Below are 24,399 nucleotides of genomic sequence, written 5' to 3'. Positions count from 1 at the left end.
GAGGCATCGTGAAGAACGCGCGTCAAGTCCCGGCCGTCACCTCCCTGCCGCAGTCTCCGCAGGACGAGGCTGACCATCGCGTGCGCCGATATGTCCTGACGATGACCATCCGCATCGTGTGCTTCGCACTCATGGTGCTCGTCCAGCCCTACGGGTGGTACACCTGGGTCTTCGGGATCTCGGCGGCCGTGCTTCCGTACATCGCCGTGGTGTTCGCGAACGCGGGCAGCGACAGCACCGAAGCCACAGCGGAGTCGCCCTTGCAGGAGCTGGAAGCGCCGGGACCGGTTCCGATCGAGCCCGAGGCGACGACCCCGCCGGTGTTCACGATCCATGAAGGCCCCAAGGACCGATGACACAGCTCGAATGCTCGCGCGCCGGGTGCCGGAGCGCGGCGACCAGACAGGTCGTGTGGCGTAATCCTCGGATCCATGCCATCGATCGGGAGAAGATCTGGCTGGCCTGCGATGAGCATGTCGAGTACCTCCGCGACTACCTCGCAGCACGTGAGTTCCCGGTGACTGTTCGAGACGGAGTTCCGGCATGAGCCGACGACTGACCAGGTGGGTCATCTACGTGCTCATCGCGATCGGATTCGGGGTCGCGTGCGTGTTCCTGTCGCATTGGCAGTTCGAGCGGAACGAATCCCGCGCCGCGCAGATCGAACTCGTCGAGCAGAACTACGACGCCGACCCCGTCCCCCTGGCCGATCTCATCGGAGACGACGGCGCACTCGATCCGGCCGATGAGTGGCGCCCGGTGGTCCTGAAGGGCGAATACCTGGCGGAACAGCAGCTACTGGTCAGGAACCGCCCTCACGGTGGGACCAGTGCTTTCGAGGTGCTGGTGCCGTTCCGTGACGCCGATGGACGCATCTTCATCGTCGATCGCGGCTGGGTGCCGCCCGGCGACGGCGATGCCCCGGATTCGGTGCCGGCCCCTCCCTCGGGGGAAGCCGAGGTCACGGTGCGACTTCGCCCGGGCGAGCAGCTTCCGGCCTCGGGTCGCGGGGCACCCGAAGGACAGGTCCCGACCATCAACCTGCCGTCGATCGCGACGCTCGTCGACGGCGATGTGATCACGAGCGCCTACGGACGAGTGATCAGCGAGGAACCGGCAGGGGACGGCGCCCTGGGTGGATTCGACTCCCCCACCGACGATCCCGGTCCCCATCTGTCGTACGCGATCCAGTGGATTCTCTTCGCCCTGATGGGCTTCATCTTCATCGGATACATCATCCGCACGGAAATCGTGAAGCACCGCGAAGAGGTCGAGGGCGCGCCGGCCCCGGTCAGGAAGTCGCGTCGCAAGGACCACGATGCCGACGTCGAGGACGAACTGCTCGACGTGCGCTGATCGGTGCCGCCGCTGCGGAGACAGAGCCAGCGCCGTTCATCGCGAGACGTCGAAGCCACCGTGGTGGGTGCGCCATTCCTCGAGCGCCCCGATCTCGACCACCTGACAGTCACTCATGCACGTCCGTCGACGATCTGATCGCTCTCCACGCCGGTGATCGAGCCCATCACGGTGCGTTGCCAGCCACCCTCCGCGCGACGATAGATGATCCGGTTATGGTTCCGGTCCGCTGATCCCTGCCAGAACTCGACTCGCGTCGCAACGATCCTCCAGAGAACCCATTCCCCCGGCGCGATGCCACCGCGGGCCTCGGTCGAGCGCGCGGCGAGATCTGCGGCGCTCTCCACCGGAGAAGCGTCTCGGATCATTCCTCGCACGCGAACGGCTCGCCGGAGCGGCTGCCACCAGAAGTTCAACGCCGCGGCGGGGCGCGCAGCGATCTGCTGGCTCTTGCGGGAAGAGCGCGCCCCGGCGAACGACCATCCCTCCGCATCGACGTTCTTGAGGATCAGCGTCCGCGCATCCGGTATGCCGTCATCGTCCACCGTCGCCAGTGTGGCCGTGTGCGGCTCTGCGACCCCGCTCTCGGCCGCCTCCCCGATCCAGTCGACGAAGAGCGGCTCAGGATCCTCGGGAAGCTCTGCGAGGTCGAGCGTCGGCGCGGCGCCGGTGAGGGAAGGCTGCGCACGCAACCACTCCCTGATGTCTGACAAGGACGGGGGTGGCGCAATCGACATGGTCCCGACTATGCCACGAATACTCTGCGGGCTCACCCGTTCCCGCGAAGGGATCAGGCGAGCTCGATGAGGTCCTGGTACTCCTGGCTCCAGATGTCCTCGACACCGTCGGGCAGGATGAGCACGCGCTCGGGGTTGAGCGACTGCACGGCGCCCGGATCATGCGAGACGAGCACGACGGCGCCCTCGTAGTGCGCGAGCGCACCGAGGATCTCCTCGCGGGAGGCGGGGTCGAGGTTGTTGGTCGGCTCGTCGAGCAGCAGCAGGTTCGCGGACGAGACGACGAGCGTCGCGAGCGACAGACGCGTCTTCTCTCCACCGGAGAGCACTCCGGCGGGCTTGAGCACATCGTCGCCCGTGAACAGGAACGACCCCAGCACCTTGCGGGCCTCGGTCTCGGTGATGTGCGGCGCAGCCGAGACCATGTTCTCCAGCACCGAGCGGTTCACATCGAGGTTCTCGTGCTCCTGCGCGTAGTACCCGACCTTGAGACCGTGCCCCGGCTCCAGCTGCCCCGTGTCCGGCTGGTCGACACCGGCGAGCATGCGCAACAGCGTGGTCTTGCCCGCACCGTTGAGACCGAGCACGACCACCTTGGAACCGCGATCGATGGCCAGGTCGACATCGGTGAAGATCTCGAGCGATCCGTACGACTTCGACAGGCCTGACGCCATCATCGGCGTCTTGCCGCAGGGCGCCGGCTTCGGGAAGCGCAGCTTCGCGACCCGGTCTTCCTGGCGCACCTCGTCGAGCCCCGCGAGCAGCTTCTCGGCGCGCGCGATCATCTGATGCGCAGCAGCGGCCTTCGAGGCCTTCGCCCCGAAGCGTGCGGCCTGCAGCTGCAGGGTCGTCGCCTTCTTCTCGGCGTTCGCACGCTCTTTCTTGCGGCGCTCCTCATCGGCCACCCGCTGGCGCAGGTAGTTCTTCCAGTTCATGTTGTAGGTGTCGATGCTCTGGCGGTTGGCGTCGAGGTAGAACACGCGGTTCACCGTCTCGCCGACCAGCTCGACATCGTGGCTGATCACGATCAGTCCACCCTTGTAGCCCTTGAGGAACTCCCGCAGCCACACGACGCTGTCGGCGTCGAGGTGGTTCGTCGGCTCGTCGAGGATCATCGTCTCGGCGTCGGAGAACAGGATGCGGGCGAGCTCGATGCGGCGACGCTGCCCACCGGAGAGCGTCGACAGCGGCTGGTCGAGGATGCGGTCGGGAAGCGACAGGTTGTTGGCGATGGAGGCGGCCTCGGCCTCTGCCGCATAGCCGCCCTGTGCCTCGAACTGCTCGGTGAGGCGGGCATAGCGCTTCATCGCCTTGTCGGCCACCGCCGGGTCGTCGGAGCCCATCGCGAGCGCGGCCTCGGTCATGCCGAGGTTGAGCTGACCGAGCCCGCGAGCGTCGAGGATGCGGGTGCGCGCGAGGTCTTCGGGGTTGCCCGAACGGGGGTCCTGCGGCAGGTAGCCGAGCTCGCCGGAGCGGGTCACGCTTCCGCCGGAGGGCAGCACGTCGCCCGCGAGCACCTTGGTGAGCGTGGTCTTTCCGGCCCCGTTGCGGCCGACGAGTCCGATCTTGTCTCCGTCGGCGACGCGGAACGAGACGTTCTCCATCAGCAGGCGCGCGCCAACGCGGATCTCGAGGTCGTGCACGGCAAGCACAGCGGACGTCCGTTCTTTCGGGGAGGTTGTTCGGCCGATCGGCCAGCCTCCCAGTATAAGCGTCGTAGCCGGGCGTCGCGGTCAGCAAGATCAGCCCGGAGAGTGAGCGTCCCGATACCTCAGAGGGATGCCTGTGCCATCGCCTGCCGCATAACGTGCGGGAGTGGACATCCTCAACGAGCTCATCATGCAGGCGATCGCGTCGCCCTGGCTGTATCTGGTGCTGTTCGCCGTCACCATCATCGACGGCTTCTTCCCCCCGATCCCCAGCGAGACCGTGCTCGTGGCCGCGGCGGCCGTCACCGCCTCCACCGGCGAGGGGAATCTGCTGCTGCTCGGTGCCGTCGCCGCGATCGGCGCGGCCATCGGCGACAACATCGCCTTCCTCATCGGCCGCGGGGTGGGCACCACCCGCTTCGCGTGGATGCGACGGCCACGGGTCGCTGCGGCGTTCGCACATGCTCAATGCGCACTCGATCGCCGCAGCGCCACCCTGATCCTCGGCGCCCGGTACATTCCCGTCGGACGGGTCGCCGTCAACATGACGGCCGGGGCCCTCGACTTCCCCTGGCGGCGTTTCCTCCCGCTCAGCCTGATCGCCGGAGTCAGCTGGAGCGTGTTCAGCCTGGCCATCGGTCTGCTCGCCGGCGCCTGGATCAAGGATCAACCTCTGCTCAGCGCCGGGCTCGGCATCGCCATCGCGCTGGTCGTCGGCTTCGTGATCGACAGGATCGCCGCAGCCCGTCGACGCCGTGTGCCGACCCCGCAGCTGGCAGGATGACTGTCATGGCACGCCGCCGCGAGCGCTCACCTCGCCGACCACGGATCAGCCGCCGCACCTCCGCCTTCATTGCGCTGTGTGCGGCGGTCGTGGCGCTGTTCTCGGTGCTGGTGTCGCTGCAGAGCGTGCTGTACGGCACTCCGCTGCCCCTGTCGTTCATCCTCGGCGCGGCTCTGTGCGTCTCTCCGCTGCTGTCGATCTCGCACCCCCGCTGGGCCATCGGGCTGTTCACCGCCGGGGCGCTCGCCCTTCCGCTCACGGTCGTGCCGGAACTGGCGATCCGCTCCCCGTGGCCCTGGTCCGTCCCCGCGCTCCTGACGTTCGTCTTGTTCGTCGGTGTCCTCACGTTCCTGCACGGCGCACGGCTCGGCGCCTTCGCACTGATCCTCGGGGCGATCGCTTCTCTTCTCGCGCCGCTGCTTCGTCCCGACATGGTGGCGCTGCCGGAATCATCCGCGAGCGCCACAGCCGACCTCATCGTGACGACGGCCGTCGCCTCCGCCATGTTCCTCATCGCGGCGCTCATCGCCGGACGCGCCAGAGTGGCCGCCGAACTGACACGTGAGAAGGAGCACAGCGCGCTCGAGGAGGCCAGACGCGCTCTCGTGGAGGAGCGCACGAAGATCGCCAGAGAGCTGCACGACGTGGTGGCGCACAGCATGTCCGTGATCCAGGTGCAGGCCTCGACCGCGAAGTACCGGATCCCCGAGCTCGACGATGCGGCGATCGCCGAGTTCGACGACATCGCGGCGACCGCCCGGGGCTCACTCACCGAGATGCGCCGCATGCTCGGTGTGCTCCGCACCGAGGACCAGAGTGCCGAGCTCGCGCCCCAGCAGGGTATCGACGACATCCCTGCCCTGGTCGACAGCATCCGCCGCGCCGGCGTCGAGGTCGGACTCCTGCTGGAGGGCGGCGAGACCGCCGCCTCGGCCACCCCCGCCGTGCAGATCGCCGCGTTCCGCATCGTCCAGGAGGCGTTGAGCAACGCCGTCCGCCACGCCCCGGGTGCGCGGATCTCCGTGCGTGTGCGCGCGGAGGCCCGCACTCTCCGCATCCTGGTGCACAGCGCCGCACCACCACGCAGCCCGGACGGTCATGGCGGCGGCTACGGCCTCCGCGGAATGCGCGAGCGCGCAGAGATCCTCGGCGGAAGCCTCTCCGCAGGACCGGCGCCGGACGGCGGGTGGAATGTCGACGCCGTGCTCCCCCTCGACGCCGGTGTCGCCGCCGACACGATCGCGGCCCCGTCGCTGAGGAGCCCAGCACTGTCCACCCCCCTCGAGAAGGAGAACCCGTGACGATCAGCGTGCTCATCGCCGACGATCAGGCCATGGTACGAGCAGGCTTTGCTGCGCTCCTCGATGCCCACGACGGCATCCGCGTCACGGGGCAGGCCGCCAACGGTGCGGAGGCGGTCATCCTGGCGGCGCGTCTCGATCCCGACGTGATCCTCATGGACGTGCGCATGCCCGAGCTGGATGGGATCGAGGCGACTCGGCGCATCCTCGGCCCCGCCTACCCCGCGGCGCACGTGCCCCGGATACTGATGCTGACGACGTTCGACATCGATGACTACGTGTACGACGCCCTCGAGGCCGGTGCCAGCGGGTTTCTGCTGAAGGACGCACTACCGGAGGAACTCGTGCACGCGGTACGGGTCGTCGCAGGTGGAGATGCGCTGCTCGCCCCCAGTGTGACCCGTCGCATGATCGAGCAGTTCGCCGGCCGTCGCCCCCGGGCGCCGCGTTCGGCGACAACCCTGGCCGACCTCACCGATCGGGAGCGCGAGGTGCTCGTGCTCATCGGTCGAGGACGCTCCAACACGGAGATCGCCGACGAGCTCTTCATCGCGGAGCAGACCGTGAAGACGCACGTCGGCAAGGTGCTCGCGAAGCTGAACCTGCGCGACCGCGTGCACGCCGTGATCCTCGCCTACGACACCGGACTCGTAGAGCCCTCATCCTGACTCACCCCGTCGTAGGGGGTCGCAACAGCACCCGAGGGTGATGCCTCCGCCTGCACCGCGTCCATAGTCTCCTGGAACACCGCTTCCGAGGAGGACTCATGACCATCGTCCAGGCACCGCGCGCCGTCAGCACCACGGCTCCCCCGCGCGCATCCCGTGACACCGGGATCGACTTCCTCCGGGCCCTCTGCGTCCTCGGCGTCGTCCTCCTGCACGCGATCATGGTCGGCGTCACCGTCGGCGAGTCCGGCCCGGTCTTCGACAACGCCAGCGACGAAACGGCATGGATCGCACCGCTCAGCTGGTTCCTGCAGGTGATGCCGCTGTTCTTCGTGATCGGAGGCTTCTCCGGACTCCTCGCCTATCAGCGGATGCGTCAGCGCGGAGGAACGGCTATCGGCTTCGTCGCCGGCCGCGTGCACCGCCTGCTGCGTCCGGCGATCTTCACGATCGCCGTCATCGGACTCGCGCTCGCCCTGCTCACAGTCTCGGGCGTCCCTGCCGACCTGATCGCGACGGCCGGCTTCCGCTACGGGCAGCCGCTCTGGTTCCTGGGAGTCTTCCTCCTCTGCCAGGCGTTGCTCCCCCTCCTCGCCGCCTCTCACGAGCGCGCGCCCCTGCGGACCATCGGCGCCCTGGCCCTCACCGCGATCGCCGTCGACGTACTTCGGGCGGCCTCCGGGCTCGAAGGCCTGGGCTTCCTGAACCTCGCCTTCGTGTGGATGACCCTCCAGCAGCTCGGTTTCTTCCTCGCCGACGGCAGTATCGACCGCCTCAGCAGACGCGTCCGTGCCGCTGCAGGCATCGCCGCCCTCCTGACGCTGGTGGCGACGTTCGCCTTCGGGATCTACTCCCCCGACCTGATCGCCAACATCAACCCGCCCACGGCTGCGCTCCTGCTGGTCGGCGTCGCCCACACCAGCCTGCTGTCGATGCACCGTGAGCGGCTCGAGCGGTTCAGCCGTCGCCCGCGGGTCGCCGTGTTCACCGGGTTCGTCACGGCGCGCACGATGACGATCTACCTGTGGCACATGCCGGTGCTGCTGCTCATGGCCGGCTCCACCGCCGTGTTCGCCCTCATGACCGGCATGACGCTGCCGGCGCTGGACAGCGCGGGCTGGTGGGCCGGGCGCCCGCTCTGGCTCGCGACCGCCGTCGCTCTGACGGCCCTCGTAGCCGTCGCGTTCACGCGATTCGAATCGCAGCCCGCACCCCCGGCGACGTCCTCGATGCGTCGTCTCGTCGTGGGAACCCTGAGCGGCCTCGTCGGCATCGTGCTGCTCCTGGCTCTCGGCACCTCGGTCGCGACCGCGCTGATCGCGATCGCACTGATCGCGGCCTCCCTGCGGCTGTCGTCGCTTTCCTCCGCAGGGGCGGCGTCTCAGTCGGCATCCCCCACCGCCAGGCTCGTGCCGGCCTGAGTCAGCCCATGCCCCTCGCCGCCAGTGCGTCTCCGACCTCATCCGCATGCGTGAGCGCGAGCACGAGCAGGGGCACTACGGTGCGGACGCCCAAGCGCACATCACGCGCCTGCTCAGCTTCTCGGACGCGTGCGGCGAACCCGGCGATCACCGGGATGGTGGCGAGGGTCAGCGATATCGTCAGCGCCATCGCCTCCGGGTCCGCCCCGACCCTGCGCAGCGGCCGCAGGAGCCGGTGCAACACCTCGAGAAGGTCTGCCATCCGCGTGGTGAGCGTGAGCAGGCCGGCCAGGAGCAGCACCGCCAGGACTCTTCCTGTGCTGATCCACGCGGCCACCGGCGACACGAAGATCACCAGGGCGGCGGTGAGGACGAGGACGATCCACCGCAGTCGCCACATCTCGACCAGGAGCACGCGGAGCGGCATCCCGCTCACGCCGTAGAGCCCGACGACGATCAGGAGCGAGACGGCGATGCTGATCGGGTCGTGAGGATACAGCGAGAGTAAGAGAGCCCCGAGCGCGAGCGCCGCGAGCTTGACCCCGGCGGGGAGGCGATGGAGTATCCCTGTTCCCGGGCGGTACAGCGCGATCACGCGCACGCCTGACGATATGCCGCGATCACCGTCGGTGGCGGGCCTGAGGCGACGATCCGTCCGTCCTCGAAGAGCAGCGCGGTGTCGCAGCGGGCCGCGAGATCGAGGTCGTGCGTCACCACCACGAGCTGAGCCTGCTGGGCGAGCAGGAGGTCGCCGATGCGGCGGGCGTTGCGCAGATCGAGGAGTGTCGTCGGCTCGTCCGCGACGATGATCCTCGGCGCCGCGATCAGCACCGAGGCCAGCGCGAGCATCTGCTTCTGCCCGCCGGACAGGCTCGACGCGGGCATCTCCGCATGTGCCTCCAGTCCGTGCGCCTGGAGGGTCTGTCTGACGCGTTCGGCGATCTCCTTCCTCGGGAGGCCGCGCAACGACAGCGCGAGGTCTTCGGCAGGGGTCGGCATGAGGATCTGCGCATCCGGGTTGGTGAACACGAAGCCCACGAGTCTGCGCACCGCGGCACACTCACGCACCGTGTCGAGCCCGTGTACCGACACCGAACCGCTGTGGGGCGCGATGAGGCCGTTCAGCACTCTCGCGAAGGTCGACTTGCCGGACCCGTTCGCCCCGATCACGGCGATGGTCGCCGCTGTGAGCTCGGCGCTGACGTCGTGCAGCACCCGACGACCGTCGATCTGCACCGACACCCGGTCGAGGCTGATCGGAGCGATGCCGATCTGAGGGGATGTCGTCACCTTGGGCCTCTCCACGCGTCTCACCTGAACACTGTTCACCTGAACGTCGTTCACTATAATCGGAGCATGAGCCCTGAGCCCAATCCCGCACGTCACGACCGCGACAGCGTGGCCAGGAGTGCCCTCGCTCTGCTCGACGAGGTGGGGCTGGCAGACCTCTCGATGCGGCGTATCGCGGCAGGCCTCGACGTGCAGCCGAGCGCGCTCTACTGGCACTTCGCGAACAAGCAGGAGCTGCTCGCGGAGCTGGCCGATCGGATCACCGCGACGATCCCGAGCGAGCCGACCGACGTCGTGGCGACGGCGCGGGGCATCCGTGACGCGCTCTTCACCTACCGCGACGGCGCGGAGCTGGTCCTCAGCACCTACGCGCTCCAGCTCGGCTCCTCGCAGGCGCAGACCGCGTTGGCCGATGCGCTGCGCGCGCAGGGTGCCGCCGATGCGGAGGATCGGAGCGCCGCGATCCTGCACTTCGTGCTCGGCCATGCCACGCTCGTGCAGCAGCGCATGCACGCCGACAGCCACGGCGCCCTGCCGGACACCGATGACGTCGATGTCACCGCAGGCCTCGATCGCGTCTTCGAGCTCGGGGTCACCGCCCTCGCCGGAGTGATCAGCGCGCCGCCGACTCCGCCGCGTGCCCGAGCCTGAGACCGGGCACCAGAGCCAGCACGACGAGGACGATACAGAATGCGAACACCGCGCTGAACGCCCCTGCCCCGCCGCCGAGGGTCGCGACGCCGAGCCCGGCGAGGGCGATGGCGACGGCCGATCCGGACGCATCCGAGATGGACAGCGCCGAGGAGTTGAACCCCTGGTCGGTATCGTCCGAGTAGGCCAGCGTCAGCACCGTGAGACGAGGATAGAGCAGCCCCATCCCGCCCCCGGCGAACGCCCAGCCCACCACGACCACGGCGGCCGAGACATCGAACACCGCGGCCGTGAGCACGCACAGCATGGCGATGAGCAGCGAGCTCAGGCTGATCGTCGTGATGCGGTGATTCCCCAACCGCTCCCCGAATCGCCCCTGCAGAGCCGAGGCGCCTGCCCAGGCCAGCGCCGCGAGCATCAGGGCGATGCCCGCCCATGTCGCGGTGAAGTCGAACTTCTTCATCAGCAGATACGGGATGTACGCCTCAGCCGCGAAGAAGGCCCCGGCCACGATTCCCCGCATCAGCACCACGCTGGGGAGCCCCGCTCCGGCGCGGAGTGTGCGCCGCGGCAACAGCGGCATCACGGCGAATCCGATCGCCAGCACGGCGCCGAGCGCCACCGGCCACCTCATCGAGGGCTGCAGATCCGCCGAGAAGCCGACCACGACGGCCAAGACCGCGACCACCACCGCCAGCACCAGCCGCACGATCAGCGTCTTGCGGTCCTGCGGGGTGCCGCGGCCGAGGTCCACACCGCGAAGACGGACGGCGATCATCAGGAAGGCCGCAGCCGTGAGCACCGCCACGCCGAGGAACGCCCAGCGCCAGTCGAGATACTCGGCGACCGCACCGGCGAGGAAGGGACCGACCATCGACGGCACGACCCATGCCGCGGCGAAGGCGGCGAAGATCCGACCGTGCAGGTGGGGCGGATACAGCCGGGCGACCACGACGTACAGTGCGACCGTCTGCCCTCCGGTCCCGAGGCCCTGGACGAGTCGTCCGATCAGGAACTGATGCATCGTGACGGCGAAGCCGGAGAGCAGCAGGCCGATGATGAAGAGGGTCACGGCGACGTACAGGGCACCGCGTGGTCCGCGGGCATCCGACCATGCTCCGGTCGCGACCATGCCGATCACACTCGTCGCCAGAGTGCCGGCGAAGGCGACGGCGAAGAGAGCCTCACCGTTCAGCGCTGCGCTCACGATCGGCATCACGGTGGTGACCGCGAGAGCTTCGATCGCCCCGAGGAAGATCAGCGCGACCGCGCCGAGGGTCACCCAGATGCGTTGGCGGTCCCAGATCGTCGCGGCGTCCGCCGGGGCGGTCATCGACCGACGAGCGCCGCGATGCGCTCGATGGCCTCGGTGAGGATCTCCGGGCTGGTGCCGAAGTTCAGCCGCACGTGGCCCGCGCCTTCCGCACCGAAGGCCGGCCCGAAGTGCAGGGCGACCTTGGCGTCCTTCAGGATGCGCCGCGCGGGATTGTCGCCCCATCCCATCGCTGAGAGGTCGATCCACGCGAGGTACCCGGCATCGGGGAGGCGATAGCGCGCGCCGGGGAGGCGCGCGGCGAGAAGGTCTTCGAGCAGCACCCGGTTCTCGTCGAGAGTGCGCAGCAGTCCATCGAGCCAGGCGTCGCTCTCCTCAGAGAAGGCGGCGACAGCGGCGAGCAGACCGAACTGCCCGGTACGCCACTCCACCTCGACCGGAAGCCCGCGCACGACGGCACTCGTCTCGTCATCGGCCGTGACCATGAGAGCGCACTTGAGCCCGGCGAGGTTGAACGCCTTGCTCGCGCTCACCACGGCGTAGCCCACCCGCTGCGCGGCGTCGTTCACGGCGAGGAAAGGGGTGAACCCCGTGCCCGGCTGAGCGAGCGGGGCATGGATCTCGTCCGAGACCACCGCGACGCCGAACTCGTCGGCCAACTCCGCGAGAGCAGCGAGGCTGTCGCGGTCATGCACGGTGCCGGTGGGGTTGTGCGGGTTGCAGAGCAGGATCGCGGTCGCGCCGTCGTCGAACGCCGTGCGGATGCCGTCGAGATCGAGCTCCCACCCGGTTCCGGTATCGCGAAGCGGTACACGCTCCACCTCCGCACCGGCCTCGGCCACCAGATCGTAGAAAGGCGGGTACACCGGCGGCGTGACGACGATGCGCTCTCCCGGCTGGGTCACGCGACGGAGGATCTCGACGATCCCCATGCTCACGTCCGCCGTGCTGCGCATCCGGGCGGGATCAGGCTCCCACCCGTAACGCCGGGACGCGAAGGACGCGAACGACTCGGCCAACGGGGTCCGCGAGGCGATGTATCCCGTGTCGCCGATCTCGACGGCACGCTGCAACGCCGTCGAGATGGCCGGAGCCAGCGGGAAGTCGGTTTCCGCGACGAACAACGGCAGGACGTCTGCGGGGTACTCCCGCCACTTCTCGCTGCTGCGCTCGCGGAGCTCCGCCAGAGGCAGGGCCTTCACCTGAAGCACTCTCTCTCCCGAGGTTCCGACACGCGCCGTCGCGGTGTCATCCGATCCGACGCGCGCCGACAACGCCTTCCGGCAGTGCTCCTGCGCGGGTCAGATCGCGAAGCCGAGGGCGCGCATCATGTCGCGCCCGTCGTCGGAGATCTTCTCCGGACCCCACGGCGGCATCCACACCCAGTTGATCCGGAAGCGATCGACGACGTTGTCCAGAGCCTGAGCGGTCTGGTCCTCGAGGACGTCGGTGAGCGGGCATCCGGCACTGGTCAGCGTCATGTGGATGACGAGAGCGTCGTTCTCGTCATCCCAAGCGAGATCGTAGATGAGGCCGAGGTCGACGACGTTGATCCCGAGCTCGGGATCCATCACGTCTTTGAGGGCCTCGGTGACCGCGTCGTACTTCTCGTCCGTGAGGGTCGCTGTCATGCGATCAGCCTACGCCTCGATCGGAGCTGCAGGGTCGAGGAAACGGTCGTATCCCTCGTTCTCCAGCCGGTCTGCCAGCTCGGGGCCGCCCTCTTCGACGATCTTGCCCGCGACGACCACGTGGACGAAGTCGGGGCGGATGTAGCGAAGGATGCGGGTGTAGTGCGTGATCAGCAGCACGCCGAGTCCGGTGGACTCCTTCGCGCGGTTGACACCCTCGGAGACGATCTTGAGCGCGTCGACGTCGAGGCCGGAATCGGTCTCGTCGAGGATCGCGAACTTCGGCTTCAGCACCTCGAGCTGCAGGATCTCGTGGCGCTTCTTCTCGCCACCGGAGAAGCCCTCGTTGACGTTGCGCTGCGCGAACTTCGGGTCCATGCGCAGGTTCGACATGGCCGCCTTGACGTCCTTGGTCCAGCCGCGGATCGCCGGTGCTTCGCCGTCGAGCGCCGTCTTGGCGGTGCGGAGGAAGTTCGTCACCGTGACGCCGGGGATCTCGACCGGGTACTGCATCGCGAGGAACAGGCCGGCGCGGGCCCGCTCGTCGACGCTCATCTCCAGGACGTCCTGGCCGTCGAACGTGATGGATCCCGAGGTCACCGTGTATTTGGGGTGACCGGCGATCGTGTAGGCCAGGGTCGACTTGCCGGAGCCGTTGGGGCCCATGATGGCGTGGGTCTCACCGGTGTTCATGGTGAGGTTGATTCCGTTGAGGATCGGGGTGGTCCCCGCCTCGGTCTCGACCGTCACGTGCAGGTCGCGGATCTCGAGAACAGACATTCTTCAGACTTCCTTAATCACAGTCGGATCGATGAGCACGTCGTCGCCGTCGATCTGGACGACGTAGACCGGGACGGGCTCATAAGCGGGGAGATTCTGGGGCTTGCCGGTGAGCAGCGAGAAGGCGGAGCCGTGTGCCCAGCACTCCACCGTGTCGCCCTCGACGAAGCCTTCAGACAGCGAGATGTCGCCGTGGGTGCAGGTGTCGCCGATGGCGTGGATGACACCCTCGCCGTCCTTGATCACCGTGATGGGCACGCCGCCCGGGTCCACGCGCAGAGGCATGTCCTGTTCCAGGTCGGCGACGCCGCAGACGCGCTCGGCGGTCATGCACTCACCTCGGCGAGCTCCGTCTCGATGGCTGCGAGCAGCTCGGCCTCGAGGGCGGGGATACCCAGGCGCTGCACGATGTCGGTGAGGAATCCGAGCACGACGAGGCGTCGCGCCTCTTCCTCGGTGATGCCGCGCGCCTGCAGGTAGAACAGCTGCTCGTCGTCGAAACGACCGGTGGCGCTCGCGTGCCCGGCACCGAGGATGTCGCCCGTCTCGATCTCGAGGTTCGGGATCGAGTCGGCGCGTGCACCTTCGGTGAGGACGAGGTTGCGGTTCGCCTCGTACGAGTCGGTGCCCGTCGCGTCGGCGCCGATGAGGACGTCGCCGATCCAGACGCTGTGCGCGCCCTGACCCTGCAGCGCCCCCTTGTAGAGGACGTCGCCCTTGGTGTGCGGGCCCTTGTGGTGCAGGTAGACCTGGCTCTCCAGGTGCTGCCCGGCGTCTGCGTAGGAGAGGCCGTAGAGGTAGCCCTCGGAACCGGCGCCGGCCAGCTCGACGTTCGGGTTGACGCGCACGATGCCGCCGCCGAAGCTCACGACGAAGTGCTTGAGCGTCGCATCGGCGCCGACCCGAGCCTGGTGTGCGGCCGCGTGAACCGCGTCGTCCTCCCACTGCTGCAGGCTGATGACCGTGAGCTTCGCGCCGTCGCGCACGATGATCTCGACGTTCTGCGCGTACTGCGCGGAACCGGTGTGCTGGAGCACGACCGTCGCAGAGCTGTGCTCCAGTGCCTCGATCACGATGTGCGCGTCGGCACGGCGCTGCGCTCCGAGACCCGCGATGGAGATGAAGACAGGCTCGGCGACCTCTTCCTCGCGCGGGATGCGCACGTGGAGTGCCTCGGTGCTCCCCTGCCACGCGACGGCGGCCGTCACGTCTTCCGCGAGGAAGACCTCGCCACGGGGAGCCGCACCGATGGCGAGCGGAGCGGCGATGTACTGCTCCCCCGCGCCGTACGTGTAGCTGACACCGTCGTTCGGCGACGCCACCTCGAACAGCGAGGTGAGCTGCGCGACCGGGGTGTGCTTCCAGTTGACCTCGCGCCCGGTCGGGGCACCGAAGTCGGCGGGCTCGAAGGAGTGCGGCCGCTCCGAGCGGGTCTGCACCGGGACGAAGCCCGCGGCGGCGACCTGGGCCGCCGGGTCGATGTGCGCGCCTTCGGGCGCGTTGCTGTGCTGCGCCTCGGCAGGCGCTGTCGTCGAGGCCGTCACTAGCCGACCGATCCTTCCATGCCCATCTCGATGAGCTTGTTCAGTTCCATCGCGTACTCCATGGGCAGCTCACGCGCGATCGGCTCGATGAAGCCGCGCACGATCATCGCCATCGCCTCGTCCTCTGGCATGCCGCGGGACTGCAGGTAGAACAGCTGCTCCTCACTCACCTTCGAGACCGTGGCCTCGTGGCCGAGCTGCACGTCGTCGACACGGATGTCGATCGCCGGGTAGGTGTCGGAGCGGGACTTGGTGTCCACGAGCAGGGCGTCGCACCGCACGGTGTTCGCGGAGTGGTGTGCCGCAGCATCCACTCGCACCTCGCCGCGGTAACCGGCGCGTCCCCCACCGCGGGCGATCGACTTCGAGACGATCGACGACTGCGTGTACGGGGCCATGTGGATCATCTTCGCGCCGGCGTCCTGGTGCTGACCGGGACCGGCGAAGGCGACCGACAGCGTCTCGCCCTTGGCGTGCTCGCCCATCAGGTAGATCGACGGGTACTTCATCGTCACCTTGGAGCCGATGTTGCCGTCCACCCACTCCATGGTCGCGCCCTCGTACGCCACGGCGCGCTTGGTGACCAGGTTGTAGACGTTGTTCGACCAGTTCTGGATCGTCGTGTAGCGAACGCGGGCGTTCTTCTTCACGATGATCTCGACGACGGCCGAGTGCAGGGAGTCCGACTTGTAGATCGGAGCCGTGCAGCCCTCGATGTAGTGGACGTAGCTGTCCTCGTCGGCGATGATCAGCGTGCGTTCGAACTGACCCATGTTCTCGGTGTTGATGCGGAAGTACGCCTGCAGCGGGATCTCGACGTGCACGCCCTTGGGAACGTAGACGAACGAGCCGCCGGACCACACGGCCGTGTTGAGCGCGGCGAACTTGTTGTCGCCGGCGGGGATCACGGTGCCGAAGTACTCCTCGAAGAACTCGGGGTGCTCGCGCAGCGCGGTGTCGGTGTCCATGAAGATGACGCCCTGCTGCTCCAGGTCCTCACGGATCTGGTGGTAGACGACCTCGGACTCGTACTGCGCCGCGACGCCAGCCACGAGGCGCTGACGCTCGGCCTCGGGGATGCCGAGGCGCTCGTAGGTCTCACGGATCTCGGCGGGAAGGTCTTCCCACGTCTGCGCCTGCTTCTCGGTGGAGCGGACGAAGTACTTGATGTTGTCGAAGTCGATCTCGCTGAGGTCTGCACCCCAGGTCGGCATCGGCTTGCGCCCGAAGAGCTGGTACCCCTTGAGGCGGGTCTTCAGCATCCATTCGGGTTCGTTCTTGAGGCCCGAGATCCCACGGACGACGTCTTCGGAGATACCGCGTTTCGCGATGGCACCCGCAGCATCCTCATCGTGCCAGCCGAATTCGTACACCCCCAGACCGTCAAGCTCCGGGCGGTCGATCAGCACATCCGACATCCAACACTCTCCTCACAGGTCCCAAACGGTGTCATCCGCCCCGACACACCTGATCCCCGTCGAGCCTGCGGGAGCGGGTGCCGTTGGTGGGCCCTCATCACCGGCGCTTCCATCGCGCCTAAACTGTTGACGATGCTTCAGCGCTGTCAGCGCTCATCGCAACAATCCGATTCTACAGGTTCCGCCTGACAGACGGGCCATGCCCGCCGCGTCTCGCGCGGTCCGGAGGACTTATGCCCGACACGATGATCCCCGCCACCTCGACGACGCAGGGGGTCCCCCCTCGTTCCTCGTCCTGGGGTCGTGCGTTGACGGTCTTCGCGTGGTTGTCGTTCATCAGCGAGACGATCATCATCGGCACCGGCGGGGCCGTGCGGCTCACCGGCTCGGGCCTCGGGTGCTCGGACTGGCCGCTGTGCACCCCGGACTCCCTCGTGCCGATCCTCGAGGTGCAGGGCATCCACGGGATCATCGAGTTCGGCAATCGACTGATGACCGGCGTCGTCGGCATCATCGCCCTGGCGGTCGTGCTGCTGGTCCTGCATCTGTTCAGCGGAAAGCGCGGCCTGGTCAACGCCCTCTGGTTCGCACTGGGTGGGATCGTCGCGGCTGTCGCAACGTTCGCCATCGCCACTCCCCTGCATTTCCCCGCCTCGCCGATCGCCCTCGCCGTCCTGCTGGTCGCCGTCATCGCTGCAGCCGTCCGCTCGGTACGCACTACTCCCACCCGGCGCGACCTCGTCCTGCTCGCCTGGCTCACCCTGATCGGCGTGGTGGCCCAGGCGCTCGTCGGCGGCATCACGGTCCTGACCGGCCTCAACCCCTTCATCGTGGGCTTCCACTACACGTCCTCCCTGCTGCTCGTCTGCATCACCGCGGCCTTCCTCGTACGCCTGAAGACCTCGCCCGGACCTCGCGAGCGCGCCGTTCCCGCATGGTTCGCCGCCGTCACCCACGTGACCGGTCTCGCCCTGGCCGTCACGATCGTCTTCGGTGTGCTGACGACCGGATCCGGTCCGCACTCCGGGGATGCCGACGTGCTGCGCCACGGGTTCGACGCGACCGTGCTCGCGCACGTGCACTCGTGGCCGGGCTACATCCTCGCGGCGCTGGTCCTGTTCCTGACGGTCTCCGCCTGGGTGCTGCGCCTGGAGCCTCGACGCTGGCTGCTCGTGCTCGCGCTCGCGATCCTCGTGCAGGTCGGGGTCGGCATCTGGCAGGCCAGAGAAGGACTCCCCCCGCTGCTCGTCGGCATCCACATGGTCCTGGCCTCGCTCTCGGCGGCCGCCTACACCGTCGTGGTGCTGCGCCTCAAGCGTCCGGTTCCCGTCGACGCCTGAGGGCCCGCACAGTCGTTCCATAGCTTCCACATCGCGGACTCATCAGCGCATCCGCGATGGTGGGCGACATGAACAAGTCACTCACACGAAGCATGGGGTTCTGGCTCCTCCTGGTCGTCTCCCTCGCCACCACGGCGGTCGGCGCCTGGTTGATCTCGGGTCAGATCGGCACGATGACGACCACGTTGCTCGATGGCACGGCCACCGGCGTCGAGGTCTACGTCGGCCAGTCGCTCGTCGTGGTGGGTGCCGGAGTGCTCGCGGCCGGAATCGTCGGCATCCTGCTGACGCTCACGCTCGTCGCCGCGCGATCGCTCGTCCCTGCACCGGCACCGGCGGTCGTCGAGGCCATCGACTGGACCGTCGAGGCTGAGGAGACGCCCGCTCCCGTCGCCACGACCCCGTCTGCGGAAACGACCCCCGCAACCGAAGATGTCGTTCACGAAGACGAGGTCACGAGAGACGACGCCCCGGCCACCGACGCGAACCCGGACGGCTCACCCTCGATCACCCGCTGATCGACCACCGGCAGCAAACGACGAAGCGGCGCCGAGGAATTCCTCGGCGCCGCTTCGTCGTTCGGAATCAGTGTCAGAACGGGAGCAGCGGGTCGACCGCGACCGCGACGAAGATCAGCGTCAGGTAGGTGATCGAGGCGTGGAACACGCGCATCGGACGCGGCTCGGTGCCGTGGACCGCACGGTTGTAGAGGCGGTGCGACTCGTAGATGAACCATCCGCCGAAGACCGCAGCGGAGATCGTGTACACGAGGCCCATGTTCGCAATCGGTACCAGCAGGAGCGAGCAGGCGACGGTCGCCCACGCGTAGAGGATCACCTGGAGGCCGACCTGCGAGGCATTGCGCGTGACGCCGAGCATGGGGACGTCGACGTCCTCGTAGTCGTCCTTGTACTTCATCGACAGCGGCCAGTAGTGCGGCGGCGTCCAGAGGAAGACGAGGAGGAAGAGGATGAATGCCGGCCAGTCGAGCGAACCGGTGACCGCGGACCAGCCGATCAGCACCGGGAAGCAGCCCGCGATGCCGCCCCACACGATGTTCTGCTCGGTGCGGCGCTTCAGGATGATCGTGTAGATCACGACGTAGAAGAAGATCGCCGTGGCCGAGAGGGCCGCCGTGAGCCAGTTGGTCGTGGCGAGCAGCCAGACGGTCGAGGCGATGGCGAGCGTCCACGAGAAGACCAGGGCACCGCGAGGGCTGACCTCGCCTGTGACCAGCGGACGGTTCTCGGTGCGGTGCATGTGCGCATCGATGTCGCGATCGAGGTACATGTTGAAGGATGCGGCGGAACCGGCGCTCAACGAACCGCCGATGACGGTCGCCAACACGAGCCACAGGTTCGGCAGTCCCCCCTGCGCCAGGAACATCACCGGCACGGTCGACACGAGCAGGAGCTCGAGGACACGCGGCTTGGTGAGCGTGATGTAGGCCTTCACCGTGCGACCGATGGACGACTTCCTCACGGTCTGATCAGACATCGTCGAGATCTCGATCGCCTCCTCCGCACGTGTGACCGGACAACCTCTCCAGTGTATGACACCGGATGACGTGTTCCGGCTCGCGGGCCCGCGTAGCGCAAGTCACCTCACCGCTATGCTGAAACCACTCGCGCGCCCGGCGATGTGCACACCTCTCCGTGATGATGCGGATGCGCCAGGGAATACGGGCGCCCTCGAAACTGTCGGAAAGGGCATGAACGTGTCGGAATTGCAGTGGGATGAGATCGATCGGCGCGCGGTGGACACCGCACGAATCCTGGCGGCCGATGCCGTGGAGAAGGTCGGTAACGGTCACCCCGGCACAGCCATGAGCCTCGCTCCGGCGGCATATCTCCTGTACCAGCGCGTGCTGCGCCACGACCCGAACGATGTGGACTGGCTCGGTCGCGACCGCTTCATCCTCTCTGCCGGCCACTCCTCCCTCACCCAGTACGTCGAGCTCTACCTCGGCGGCTTCGGACTCGAGCTCGACGATCTGAAGGCACTGCGCACCTGGGGCTCGCTGACACCGGGCCACCCGGAGTACGGCCACACCAAGGGCGTCGAGATCACCACCGGTCCGCTCGGACAGGGCCTCGCCTCGGCCGTGGGCTTCGCCTACGCCGCCCGCTACGAGCGCGGTCTCTTCGACCCCGAGGCCGCGGCGGGAGCCAGCCCGTTCGACCACTTCGTGTACGTGATCGCCGGAGACGGCGACCTGCAGGAGGGCGTGACCAGCGAGGCCTCCTCGCTCGCAGGCCACCAGCAGCTCGGCAACCTGATCGCGATCTACGACTCGAACCAGATCTCCATCGAGGACGACACGAACGTCGCCTTCACCGAGGATGTCGCGAAGCGCTACGAGTCCTACGGCTGGCAGGTGCAGGTCGTCGACTGGAAGAAGACCGGCGAGTACGTCGAAGACGTCGCCGAGTTGCACGCCGCCATCGAGGCCGCCAAGGGCGAGACCGCCAAGCCCTCGCTCCTCATCCTCAAGACGATCATCGGCTGGCCGTCGCCCGGCAAGCAGAACTCCGGCAAGATCCACGGCTCCGCTCTCGGCGCCGAAGAGCTGGCCGCCACGAAGAAGGTCCTCGGGTTCGACCCCGAGCAGAGCTTCGTCGTCGCCGACGACGTGATCGCGCACACCCGCGGACTCGCGGCCCGCGCCGCCGAGGCCCGTGCCGCATGGCAGGAGTCGTTCGACGCCTGGGCCGCGGCGAACCCCGAGAAGAAGGCACTGCTCGACCGCCTCGAAGCACACCAGCTCCCCGACGACATCACGAGCGCGCTGCCCGTGTTCGAGGCGGGTAAGGAAGTCTCGACCCGCGCGGCATCCGGCCAGGTCATCAACGCCCTCGCCGCTGAGCTCCCCGAGCTGTGGGGCGGTTCGGCAGACCTCGCCGAGTCGAACCTCACGACGATCAAGGGCGCGCCCTCGTTCATCCCCGCGGAGTGGTCGACCCACGAGTGGTCGGGCAACCCCTACGGCCGGGTACTGCACTTCGGCATCCGCGAGCACGCCATGGGCGCGATCATCAACGGCATCGTGCTGCACGGACCCACCCGCGCGTTCGGCGGCACCTTCCTCATCTTCAGCGATTACATGCGCCCGCCCGTCCGTCTCGCCGCGCTCATGAACGTGCCGAGCATCTTCGTCTGGACGCACGACTCGGTCGCCCTCGGTGAGGACGGCCCCACCCACCAGCCGATCGAGCAGCTGGCGACGCTCCGCGCGATCCCGAACTTCACGGTCGTGCGACCTGCGGACGCGAACGAGACGGCCGCCACGTGGCTGGAGATCCTCCGTCGCCACGAAGGACCGGCAGGCATCGCGCTGACGCGTCAGAACATCCCGGTGTTCGCGCGTGGCGAGGGCGCGGCATCGGGCGACACGTTCGCCTCGGCGGACAACGCGGCCAAGGGCGCCTACGTGCTCGCCGAAGCGCCGAACGGCACGCCGGACGTCATCATCGTGGCCACGGGCTCCGAGGTGCAGCTGGCGGTCAACGCCCGTGAGGCACTGGCCGCCGAAGGCGTGAACGTGCGCGTCGTCTCCGCCCCGTCGCTGGAGTGGTTCGACGAGCAGGACGCGGAGTACCGCGAGAGCGTGCTGCCGGCCTCCGTCACCGCCCGCGTCTCCGTCGAGGCGGGCTCGGTGCTCAGCTGGCGCGGCATCGTGGGCGACCGCGGCCGCTCGGTCGGCATCGACCACTTCGGCGCCTCCGCCGACTACAAGACCCTCTTCGAGAAGTTCGGCATCACCACCGAGGCCGTCATCGCGGCCGCCCGCGAGACCATCGCGGCCAACAGCACCAAGGAGAACGCATGAGCACCCCCACCGCACAGCTCGCCGCCGCCGGCGTCAGCATCTGGCTCGACGACCTCTCCCGCACGCGCATCGCCTCGGGCAACCTGGCCGATCTGATCTCGTCGCGCAACGTCGTGGGTGTCACGACCAACCCGACGATCTTCGCGAATGCGATCACCGACAAGAACGACACGTCGTACGACGCACAGGTCACCGAGCTCGCCGCCTCGGGCGCGACGGCGGAGGAAGCGGTCTTCGCCGCGACCACGCAGGACGTCGCGGCAGCCCTCGACGTGTTCCGCCCCGTCTGGGAAGCCTCGAACCACGTCGACGGCCGCGTCTCGATCGAGGTCTCCCCCGACCTCGCGCACGACACCGCCGGCACGGTCGCGCAGGCCAAGGAGCTGTGGGCCAAGGTCGACCGCCCGAACCTGCTCGTCAAGATCCCCGCGACCAAGGCCGGCCTTCCGGCCATCGCCGAGGCGATCGGGGCGGGGATCAGCGTCAACGTCACGCTGATCTTCAGCCTGGAACGCTACGCCGAGGTCATCGAGGCCTACCTCACCGGTCTCGAGACGGCGAAGGCCGCAGGCATCGACCTGTCGACCATCCACTCCGTCGCCTCGTTCTTCGTGTCGCGTGTCGACACCGAGACCGACAAGCGCCTCACCGCGATCGGCACGGATGCCGCCGAAGCGCTCAAGAGCAAGGCCGGCCTGGCCAACGCACGCCTCGCCTACGAGCTGTTCGAGAAGACCTTCGCCGGCGACCGCGCCACGGCGCTGCTCGACTCCGGTGCGAACCTGCAGCGTCCGCTGTGGGCGTCGACCGGTGTCAAGGACCCGGCCCTTCCCGACACCCTGTACGTCACCGAGCTCGTCGCCCAGGGCGTGGTCAACACGATGCCCGAGAAGACGCTCGAGGCGACGTTCGACCACGGCGTCGTCACGGGCGACACGATCACGGGCGGCTACGAAGAGGCACGAGCCGTGTTCGCCGGCCTCGCCGAGGTCGGGATCGACTTCGCCGATGTCACCCAGGTGCTGGAGGACGAGGGCGTCGCGAAGTTCATCGACTCCTGGCACGACCTGCTGACGCAGGTCGCCGAGGGTCTGGAGTCGCAGCGATGACGTTCTCGATCCACACGTCCGGTGCAGCACGCGCCGCGATCGATGAGACGGTGCCCAGCCTCGTCCACGATCTGGTCGCCTCGCGCATCACCGGCGGGGACGCGACGCTCTGGGGGCCGGCCGCCGAGGCTGAGGCATCCGTCCGGCTCGGATGGGTGGAAGCCGTGTCGATCTCGCGTCCGCTGGTCGCCGAGATCGTCGCGCTGCGCGCCGACCTCAACGCCAAGGGCGTCACGCGCGTCGTGCTCGCGGGCATGGGCGGATCATCGCTTGCCCCCGAGGTCATCGCGCAGACCGCCGGAGTGCCGCTGACCATCCTCGACTCGACGGCTCCGGGCCAGGTGCTCGCCGCTCTCGACGAGGGCCTCGCCGACACGGCGCTGGTGGTCTCCTCGAAGTCCGGCTCCACGGTCGAGACCGACTCGCAGCGTCGCACCTTCGAAGCGGCGTTCCGCGACCTCGGCATCGACCCCGTCGAGCGCATCGTCGTCGTCACTGATCCCGGCTCTCCGCTCGATGTCTCGGCCCGCGAGGCGGGATACCGCGTCTTCAACGCGGACCCCAACGTCGGCGGACGCTACTCGGCGCTCACCGCCTTCGGCCTCGTGCCGTCGGGGCTCGCCGGTGTCGACATCGACGAGCTGCTGAACGAGGCCGAGGCCTCGCTTCTGGAGGTCGCCGTCGACTCGGCAGACAACCCCGCCCTTCGTCTGGGCGCGGCGATCGCGGCGACGACACCCCGCCGCGACAAGCTCGGCCTCATCACCGACGGCACGCACATCAAGGGCCTCCCGGACTGGATCGAGCAGCTGATCGCCGAGTCCACCGGCAAGGAGGGCACCGGAATCCTCCCGGTCGTCCTGCTCCCGGTCTCCCCCGAGCTCGACCCCGTGCCCGCCGACCTGCAGATCGTGCGGCTGGTCGACGACGCCAACGAGTTCCACCTGCACGAGCGTCACGAGGGCGAGATCCTCGTCAGCGGGACGCTGGGCGCTCAGCTCATCGTGTGGGAGTACGCGACGGCGATCGCCGGTCACCTGCTCCACATCAACCCGTTCGATCAGCCCGATGTCGAATCGGCCAAGATCGCCGCGCGCGGGCTCCTCGACGCACGCCCGGAGCCGACGGCTCCCGCGTTCATCGAGAACGGCGTCGAGGTGCGGGTGTCCGACCCGGCTCTCGCCACCTCCGGCAGCGTCGAGGGCGTGCTCGATGCGCTCTGGGCCCAGCTCCCGGCAGACGGATACGTGTCGATCCAGGCCTACGTCAACCGTCTCGAGGTGCCGCAGCTCCAGGGCCTGCGCGAACTCGTCGCGGCGGACTCCGGACGACCCACGACCTTCGGATGGGGACCGCGGTTCCTGCACTCGACCGGCCAGTACCACAAGGGCGGGCCCGCGCAGGGCGTGTTCCTGCAGATCCTCGAGCGCACCGAGGTCGACCTCGAGATCCCGGACCGTCCGTTCACCTTCGGACAGCTCATCCAGGCGCAGGCCGCCGGTGACGCCGCCGTACTCGCCGAGCACGGCCGCCCCGTCGTGACGCTGACGATCACCGAGTCCTCCGACGACGTGCTCGCCCTCTTCGAAGCCGCACAGAAGTAACAGCAGGAGAATCC

General features: G+C 68.2%; 25 protein-coding genes. 13 read left to right on the top strand and 12 right to left on the bottom strand.

Annotation, left to right across the window (positions count from 1 at the left end):
- Nucleotides 1-8 precede the first annotated feature (8 nt).
- Genes ACP699_RS01680 through ACP699_RS01670 form a run of 3 tightly spaced genes read left to right on the top strand, consistent with a single transcriptional unit; the run spans nt 9 to nt 1,356 of the window.
- Nucleotides 9-356, top strand: a complete 348-nt coding sequence (locus tag ACP699_RS01680; protein WP_082531440.1) for a DUF3099 domain-containing protein — start codon at nt 9-11, stop codon at nt 354-356.
- Nucleotides 353-547, top strand: coding sequence for a hypothetical protein (locus tag ACP699_RS01675; RefSeq protein ID WP_082524193.1), 195 nt, complete (start codon nt 353-355; stop codon nt 545-547). The genes ACP699_RS01680 and ACP699_RS01675 overlap by 4 nt, the downstream gene beginning before the upstream one ends.
- On the top strand, nt 544-1,356 hold the full coding sequence (locus tag ACP699_RS01670; protein WP_055867793.1) for an SURF1 family cytochrome oxidase biogenesis protein: 813 nt from the start codon (nt 544-546) through the stop codon (nt 1,354-1,356). The genes ACP699_RS01675 and ACP699_RS01670 overlap by 4 nt, the downstream gene beginning before the upstream one ends.
- A 113-nt stretch (nt 1,357-1,469) precedes the next feature.
- Here ACP699_RS01670 and ACP699_RS01665 read toward each other — a convergent pair whose 3' ends face one another.
- Together ACP699_RS01665 and abc-f are read right to left on the bottom strand one after the other, a co-directional pair.
- Nucleotides 1,470-2,093 carry a pyridoxine/pyridoxamine 5'-phosphate oxidase gene (locus tag ACP699_RS01665; protein ID WP_426168643.1) on the bottom strand — a complete coding sequence of 208 codons (624 nt, stop codon included), beginning with the start codon at nt 2,091-2,093 and terminating at the stop codon, nt 1,470-1,472.
- Between the two features lie 53 nt (nt 2,094-2,146).
- Nucleotides 2,147-3,745, bottom strand: a complete 1,599-nt coding sequence (gene abc-f / locus ACP699_RS01660) for a ribosomal protection-like ABC-F family protein (RefSeq protein ID WP_055867785.1) — start codon at nt 3,743-3,745, stop codon at nt 2,147-2,149.
- A gap of 163 nt (nt 3,746-3,908) precedes the next feature.
- Here abc-f and ACP699_RS01655 point away from each other — a divergent pair, with 163 nt between their 5' ends.
- From ACP699_RS01655 to ACP699_RS01640, 4 genes are all read left to right on the top strand, one after another.
- A complete protein-coding gene (locus ACP699_RS01655) occupies nt 3,909-4,526 on the top strand; it encodes a DedA family protein (RefSeq protein WP_426168638.1) in 618 nt (205 codons plus the stop codon).
- 5 nt (nt 4,527-4,531) lie between these two features.
- Nucleotides 4,532-5,827 carry a sensor histidine kinase gene (locus ACP699_RS01650; RefSeq protein ID WP_426168635.1) on the top strand — a complete coding sequence of 432 codons (1,296 nt, stop codon included), beginning with the start codon at nt 4,532-4,534 and terminating at the stop codon, nt 5,825-5,827.
- On the top strand, nt 5,824-6,495 hold the full coding sequence (locus ACP699_RS01645) for a response regulator (RefSeq protein ID WP_426168632.1): 672 nt from the start codon (nt 5,824-5,826) through the stop codon (nt 6,493-6,495). Before ACP699_RS01650 ends, ACP699_RS01645 begins: the two co-directional genes overlap by 4 nt.
- A gap of 98 nt (nt 6,496-6,593) precedes the next feature.
- On the top strand, nt 6,594-7,916 hold the full coding sequence (locus tag ACP699_RS01640) for an acyltransferase family protein (protein ID WP_426168629.1): 1,323 nt from the start codon (nt 6,594-6,596) through the stop codon (nt 7,914-7,916).
- A 1-nt stretch (nt 7,917) separates the two neighbouring features.
- Here the strand turns inward: ACP699_RS01640 and ACP699_RS01635 are convergent, their stop codons facing one another.
- Complete coding sequence (locus ACP699_RS01635) at nt 7,918-8,511, bottom strand: CbiQ family ECF transporter T component (RefSeq protein WP_426168626.1); 594 nt, start codon at nt 8,509-8,511, stop codon at nt 7,918-7,920.
- On the bottom strand, nt 8,508-9,206 hold the full coding sequence (locus tag ACP699_RS01630; RefSeq protein WP_426168623.1) for an energy-coupling factor ABC transporter ATP-binding protein: 699 nt from the start codon (nt 9,204-9,206) through the stop codon (nt 8,508-8,510). The genes ACP699_RS01635 and ACP699_RS01630 overlap by 4 nt, the downstream gene beginning before the upstream one ends.
- Before the next feature lie 66 nt (nt 9,207-9,272).
- On the opposite strand from ACP699_RS01630, the gene ACP699_RS01625 reads away from it, so the two are divergent.
- Nucleotides 9,273-9,857, top strand: a complete 585-nt coding sequence (locus tag ACP699_RS01625; RefSeq protein WP_426168620.1) for a TetR family transcriptional regulator — start codon at nt 9,273-9,275, stop codon at nt 9,855-9,857.
- On the opposite strand, the gene ACP699_RS01620 is transcribed toward ACP699_RS01625, so the two are convergent.
- From ACP699_RS01620 to sufB, 7 genes are all read right to left on the bottom strand, one after another.
- Entirely contained in the window at nt 9,820-11,190 is a 1,371-nt protein-coding gene (locus ACP699_RS01620) for an MFS transporter (protein ID WP_426168617.1), read from the bottom strand. The genes ACP699_RS01625 and ACP699_RS01620 overlap by 38 nt on opposite strands.
- A complete protein-coding gene (locus ACP699_RS01615; protein ID WP_426168614.1) occupies nt 11,187-12,341 on the bottom strand; it encodes a MalY/PatB family protein in 1,155 nt (384 codons plus the stop codon). Before ACP699_RS01615 ends, ACP699_RS01620 begins: the two co-directional genes overlap by 4 nt.
- Before the next feature lie 90 nt (nt 12,342-12,431).
- Entirely contained in the window at nt 12,432-12,761 is a 330-nt protein-coding gene (locus tag ACP699_RS01610; RefSeq protein ID WP_017830405.1) for a metal-sulfur cluster assembly factor, read from the bottom strand.
- 9 nt (nt 12,762-12,770) lie between these two features.
- A complete protein-coding gene (gene sufC, locus ACP699_RS01605; RefSeq protein ID WP_017830404.1) occupies nt 12,771-13,541 on the bottom strand; it encodes a Fe-S cluster assembly ATPase SufC in 771 nt (256 codons plus the stop codon).
- A gap of 3 nt (nt 13,542-13,544) precedes the next feature.
- On the bottom strand, nt 13,545-13,871 hold the full coding sequence (locus ACP699_RS01600; protein ID WP_017830403.1) for a non-heme iron oxygenase ferredoxin subunit: 327 nt from the start codon (nt 13,869-13,871) through the stop codon (nt 13,545-13,547).
- Nucleotides 13,868-15,085, bottom strand: coding sequence for a Fe-S cluster assembly protein SufD (gene sufD, locus ACP699_RS01595; RefSeq protein ID WP_055867751.1), 1,218 nt, complete (start codon nt 15,083-15,085; stop codon nt 13,868-13,870). The genes ACP699_RS01600 and sufD overlap by 4 nt, the downstream gene beginning before the upstream one ends.
- The gene (gene sufB / locus ACP699_RS01590) at nt 15,085-16,503 is read right to left on the bottom strand and encodes a Fe-S cluster assembly protein SufB (protein WP_055867748.1); all 1,419 of its coding nucleotides are present in this window, start codon (nt 16,501-16,503) and stop codon (nt 15,085-15,087) included. Before sufB ends, sufD begins: the two co-directional genes overlap by 1 nt.
- Nucleotides 16,504-16,736: 233 nt before the next feature.
- Here sufB and ACP699_RS01585 point away from each other — a divergent pair, with 233 nt between their 5' ends.
- Together ACP699_RS01585 and ACP699_RS01580 are read left to right on the top strand one after the other, a co-directional pair.
- Nucleotides 16,737-17,843, top strand: coding sequence for a COX15/CtaA family protein (locus ACP699_RS01585; protein WP_426168607.1), 1,107 nt, complete (start codon nt 16,737-16,739; stop codon nt 17,841-17,843).
- A 68-nt stretch (nt 17,844-17,911) separates the two neighbouring features.
- Nucleotides 17,912-18,361, top strand: a complete 450-nt coding sequence (locus ACP699_RS01580; protein ID WP_426168604.1) for a hypothetical protein — start codon at nt 17,912-17,914, stop codon at nt 18,359-18,361.
- A gap of 73 nt (nt 18,362-18,434) precedes the next feature.
- On the opposite strand, the gene ACP699_RS01575 is transcribed toward ACP699_RS01580, so the two are convergent.
- Nucleotides 18,435-19,355, bottom strand: coding sequence for a heme o synthase (locus tag ACP699_RS01575; protein ID WP_371861307.1), 921 nt, complete (start codon nt 19,353-19,355; stop codon nt 18,435-18,437).
- Between the two features lie 205 nt (nt 19,356-19,560).
- Here ACP699_RS01575 and tkt point away from each other — a divergent pair, with 205 nt between their 5' ends.
- From tkt to ACP699_RS01560, 3 genes are read left to right on the top strand one after another with little or no spacing between them, the layout of a single operon-like run.
- Nucleotides 19,561-21,672 (top strand): transketolase, encoded by a 2,112-nt coding sequence (tkt, locus tag ACP699_RS01570; RefSeq protein WP_426171511.1) that lies wholly within the window; start codon nt 19,561-19,563, stop codon nt 21,670-21,672.
- Nucleotides 21,669-22,781 carry a transaldolase gene (tal, locus tag ACP699_RS01565; RefSeq protein ID WP_055867735.1) on the top strand — a complete coding sequence of 371 codons (1,113 nt, stop codon included), beginning with the start codon at nt 21,669-21,671 and terminating at the stop codon, nt 22,779-22,781. Before tkt ends, tal begins: the two co-directional genes overlap by 4 nt.
- A complete protein-coding gene (locus tag ACP699_RS01560) occupies nt 22,778-24,385 on the top strand; it encodes a glucose-6-phosphate isomerase (protein ID WP_055867732.1) in 1,608 nt (535 codons plus the stop codon). The genes tal and ACP699_RS01560 overlap by 4 nt, the downstream gene beginning before the upstream one ends.
- Nucleotides 24,386-24,399: the final 14 nt, after the last annotated feature.

The organism is Microbacterium sp. DWRC1-3 (genome assembly GCF_049896645.1).
Classification (GTDB): domain Bacteria; phylum Actinomycetota; class Actinomycetes; order Actinomycetales; family Microbacteriaceae; genus Microbacterium; species Microbacterium maritypicum.
The sequence above is the reverse complement of the archived record's forward strand: the minus strand, read 5'-3'. Positions and strand labels throughout refer to the sequence as shown.

Bases quoted from the DNA above. Each gene is read 5' to 3' on its own strand.
- ACP699_RS01675 (WP_082524193.1), top strand. From the start codon at position 353: ATGACACAGCTCGAATGCTCGCGCGCCGGGTGCCGGAGCGCGGCGACC.
- ACP699_RS01670 (WP_055867793.1), top strand. From the start codon at position 544: ATGAGCCGACGACTGACCAGGTGGGTCATCTACGTGCTCATCGCGATC.
- ACP699_RS01665 (WP_426168643.1), bottom strand. From the start codon at position 2,093: ATGTCGATTGCGCCACCCCCGTCCTTGTCAGACATCAGGGAGTGGTTG.
- ACP699_RS01650 (WP_426168635.1), top strand. From the start codon at position 4,532: ATGGCACGCCGCCGCGAGCGCTCACCTCGCCGACCACGGATCAGCCGC.
- ACP699_RS01640 (WP_426168629.1), top strand. From the start codon at position 6,594: ATGACCATCGTCCAGGCACCGCGCGCCGTCAGCACCACGGCTCCCCCG.
- ACP699_RS01625 (WP_426168620.1), top strand. From the start codon at position 9,273: ATGAGCCCTGAGCCCAATCCCGCACGTCACGACCGCGACAGCGTGGCC.
- ACP699_RS01620 (WP_426168617.1), bottom strand. From the start codon at position 11,190: ATGACCGCCCCGGCGGACGCCGCGACGATCTGGGACCGCCAACGCATC.
- ACP699_RS01610 (WP_017830405.1), bottom strand. From the start codon at position 12,761: ATGACAGCGACCCTCACGGACGAGAAGTACGACGCGGTCACCGAGGCC.
- sufC (WP_017830404.1), bottom strand. From the start codon at position 13,541: ATGTCTGTTCTCGAGATCCGCGACCTGCACGTGACGGTCGAGACCGAG.
- ACP699_RS01600 (WP_017830403.1), bottom strand. From the start codon at position 13,871: ATGACCGCCGAGCGCGTCTGCGGCGTCGCCGACCTGGAACAGGACATG.
- sufB (WP_055867748.1), bottom strand. From the start codon at position 16,503: ATGTCGGATGTGCTGATCGACCGCCCGGAGCTTGACGGTCTGGGGGTG.
- ACP699_RS01585 (WP_426168607.1), top strand. From the start codon at position 16,737: ATGCCCGACACGATGATCCCCGCCACCTCGACGACGCAGGGGGTCCCC.
- ACP699_RS01580 (WP_426168604.1), top strand. From the start codon at position 17,912: ATGAACAAGTCACTCACACGAAGCATGGGGTTCTGGCTCCTCCTGGTC.
- tal (WP_055867735.1), top strand. From the start codon at position 21,669: ATGAGCACCCCCACCGCACAGCTCGCCGCCGCCGGCGTCAGCATCTGG.
- ACP699_RS01560 (WP_055867732.1), top strand. From the start codon at position 22,778: ATGACGTTCTCGATCCACACGTCCGGTGCAGCACGCGCCGCGATCGAT.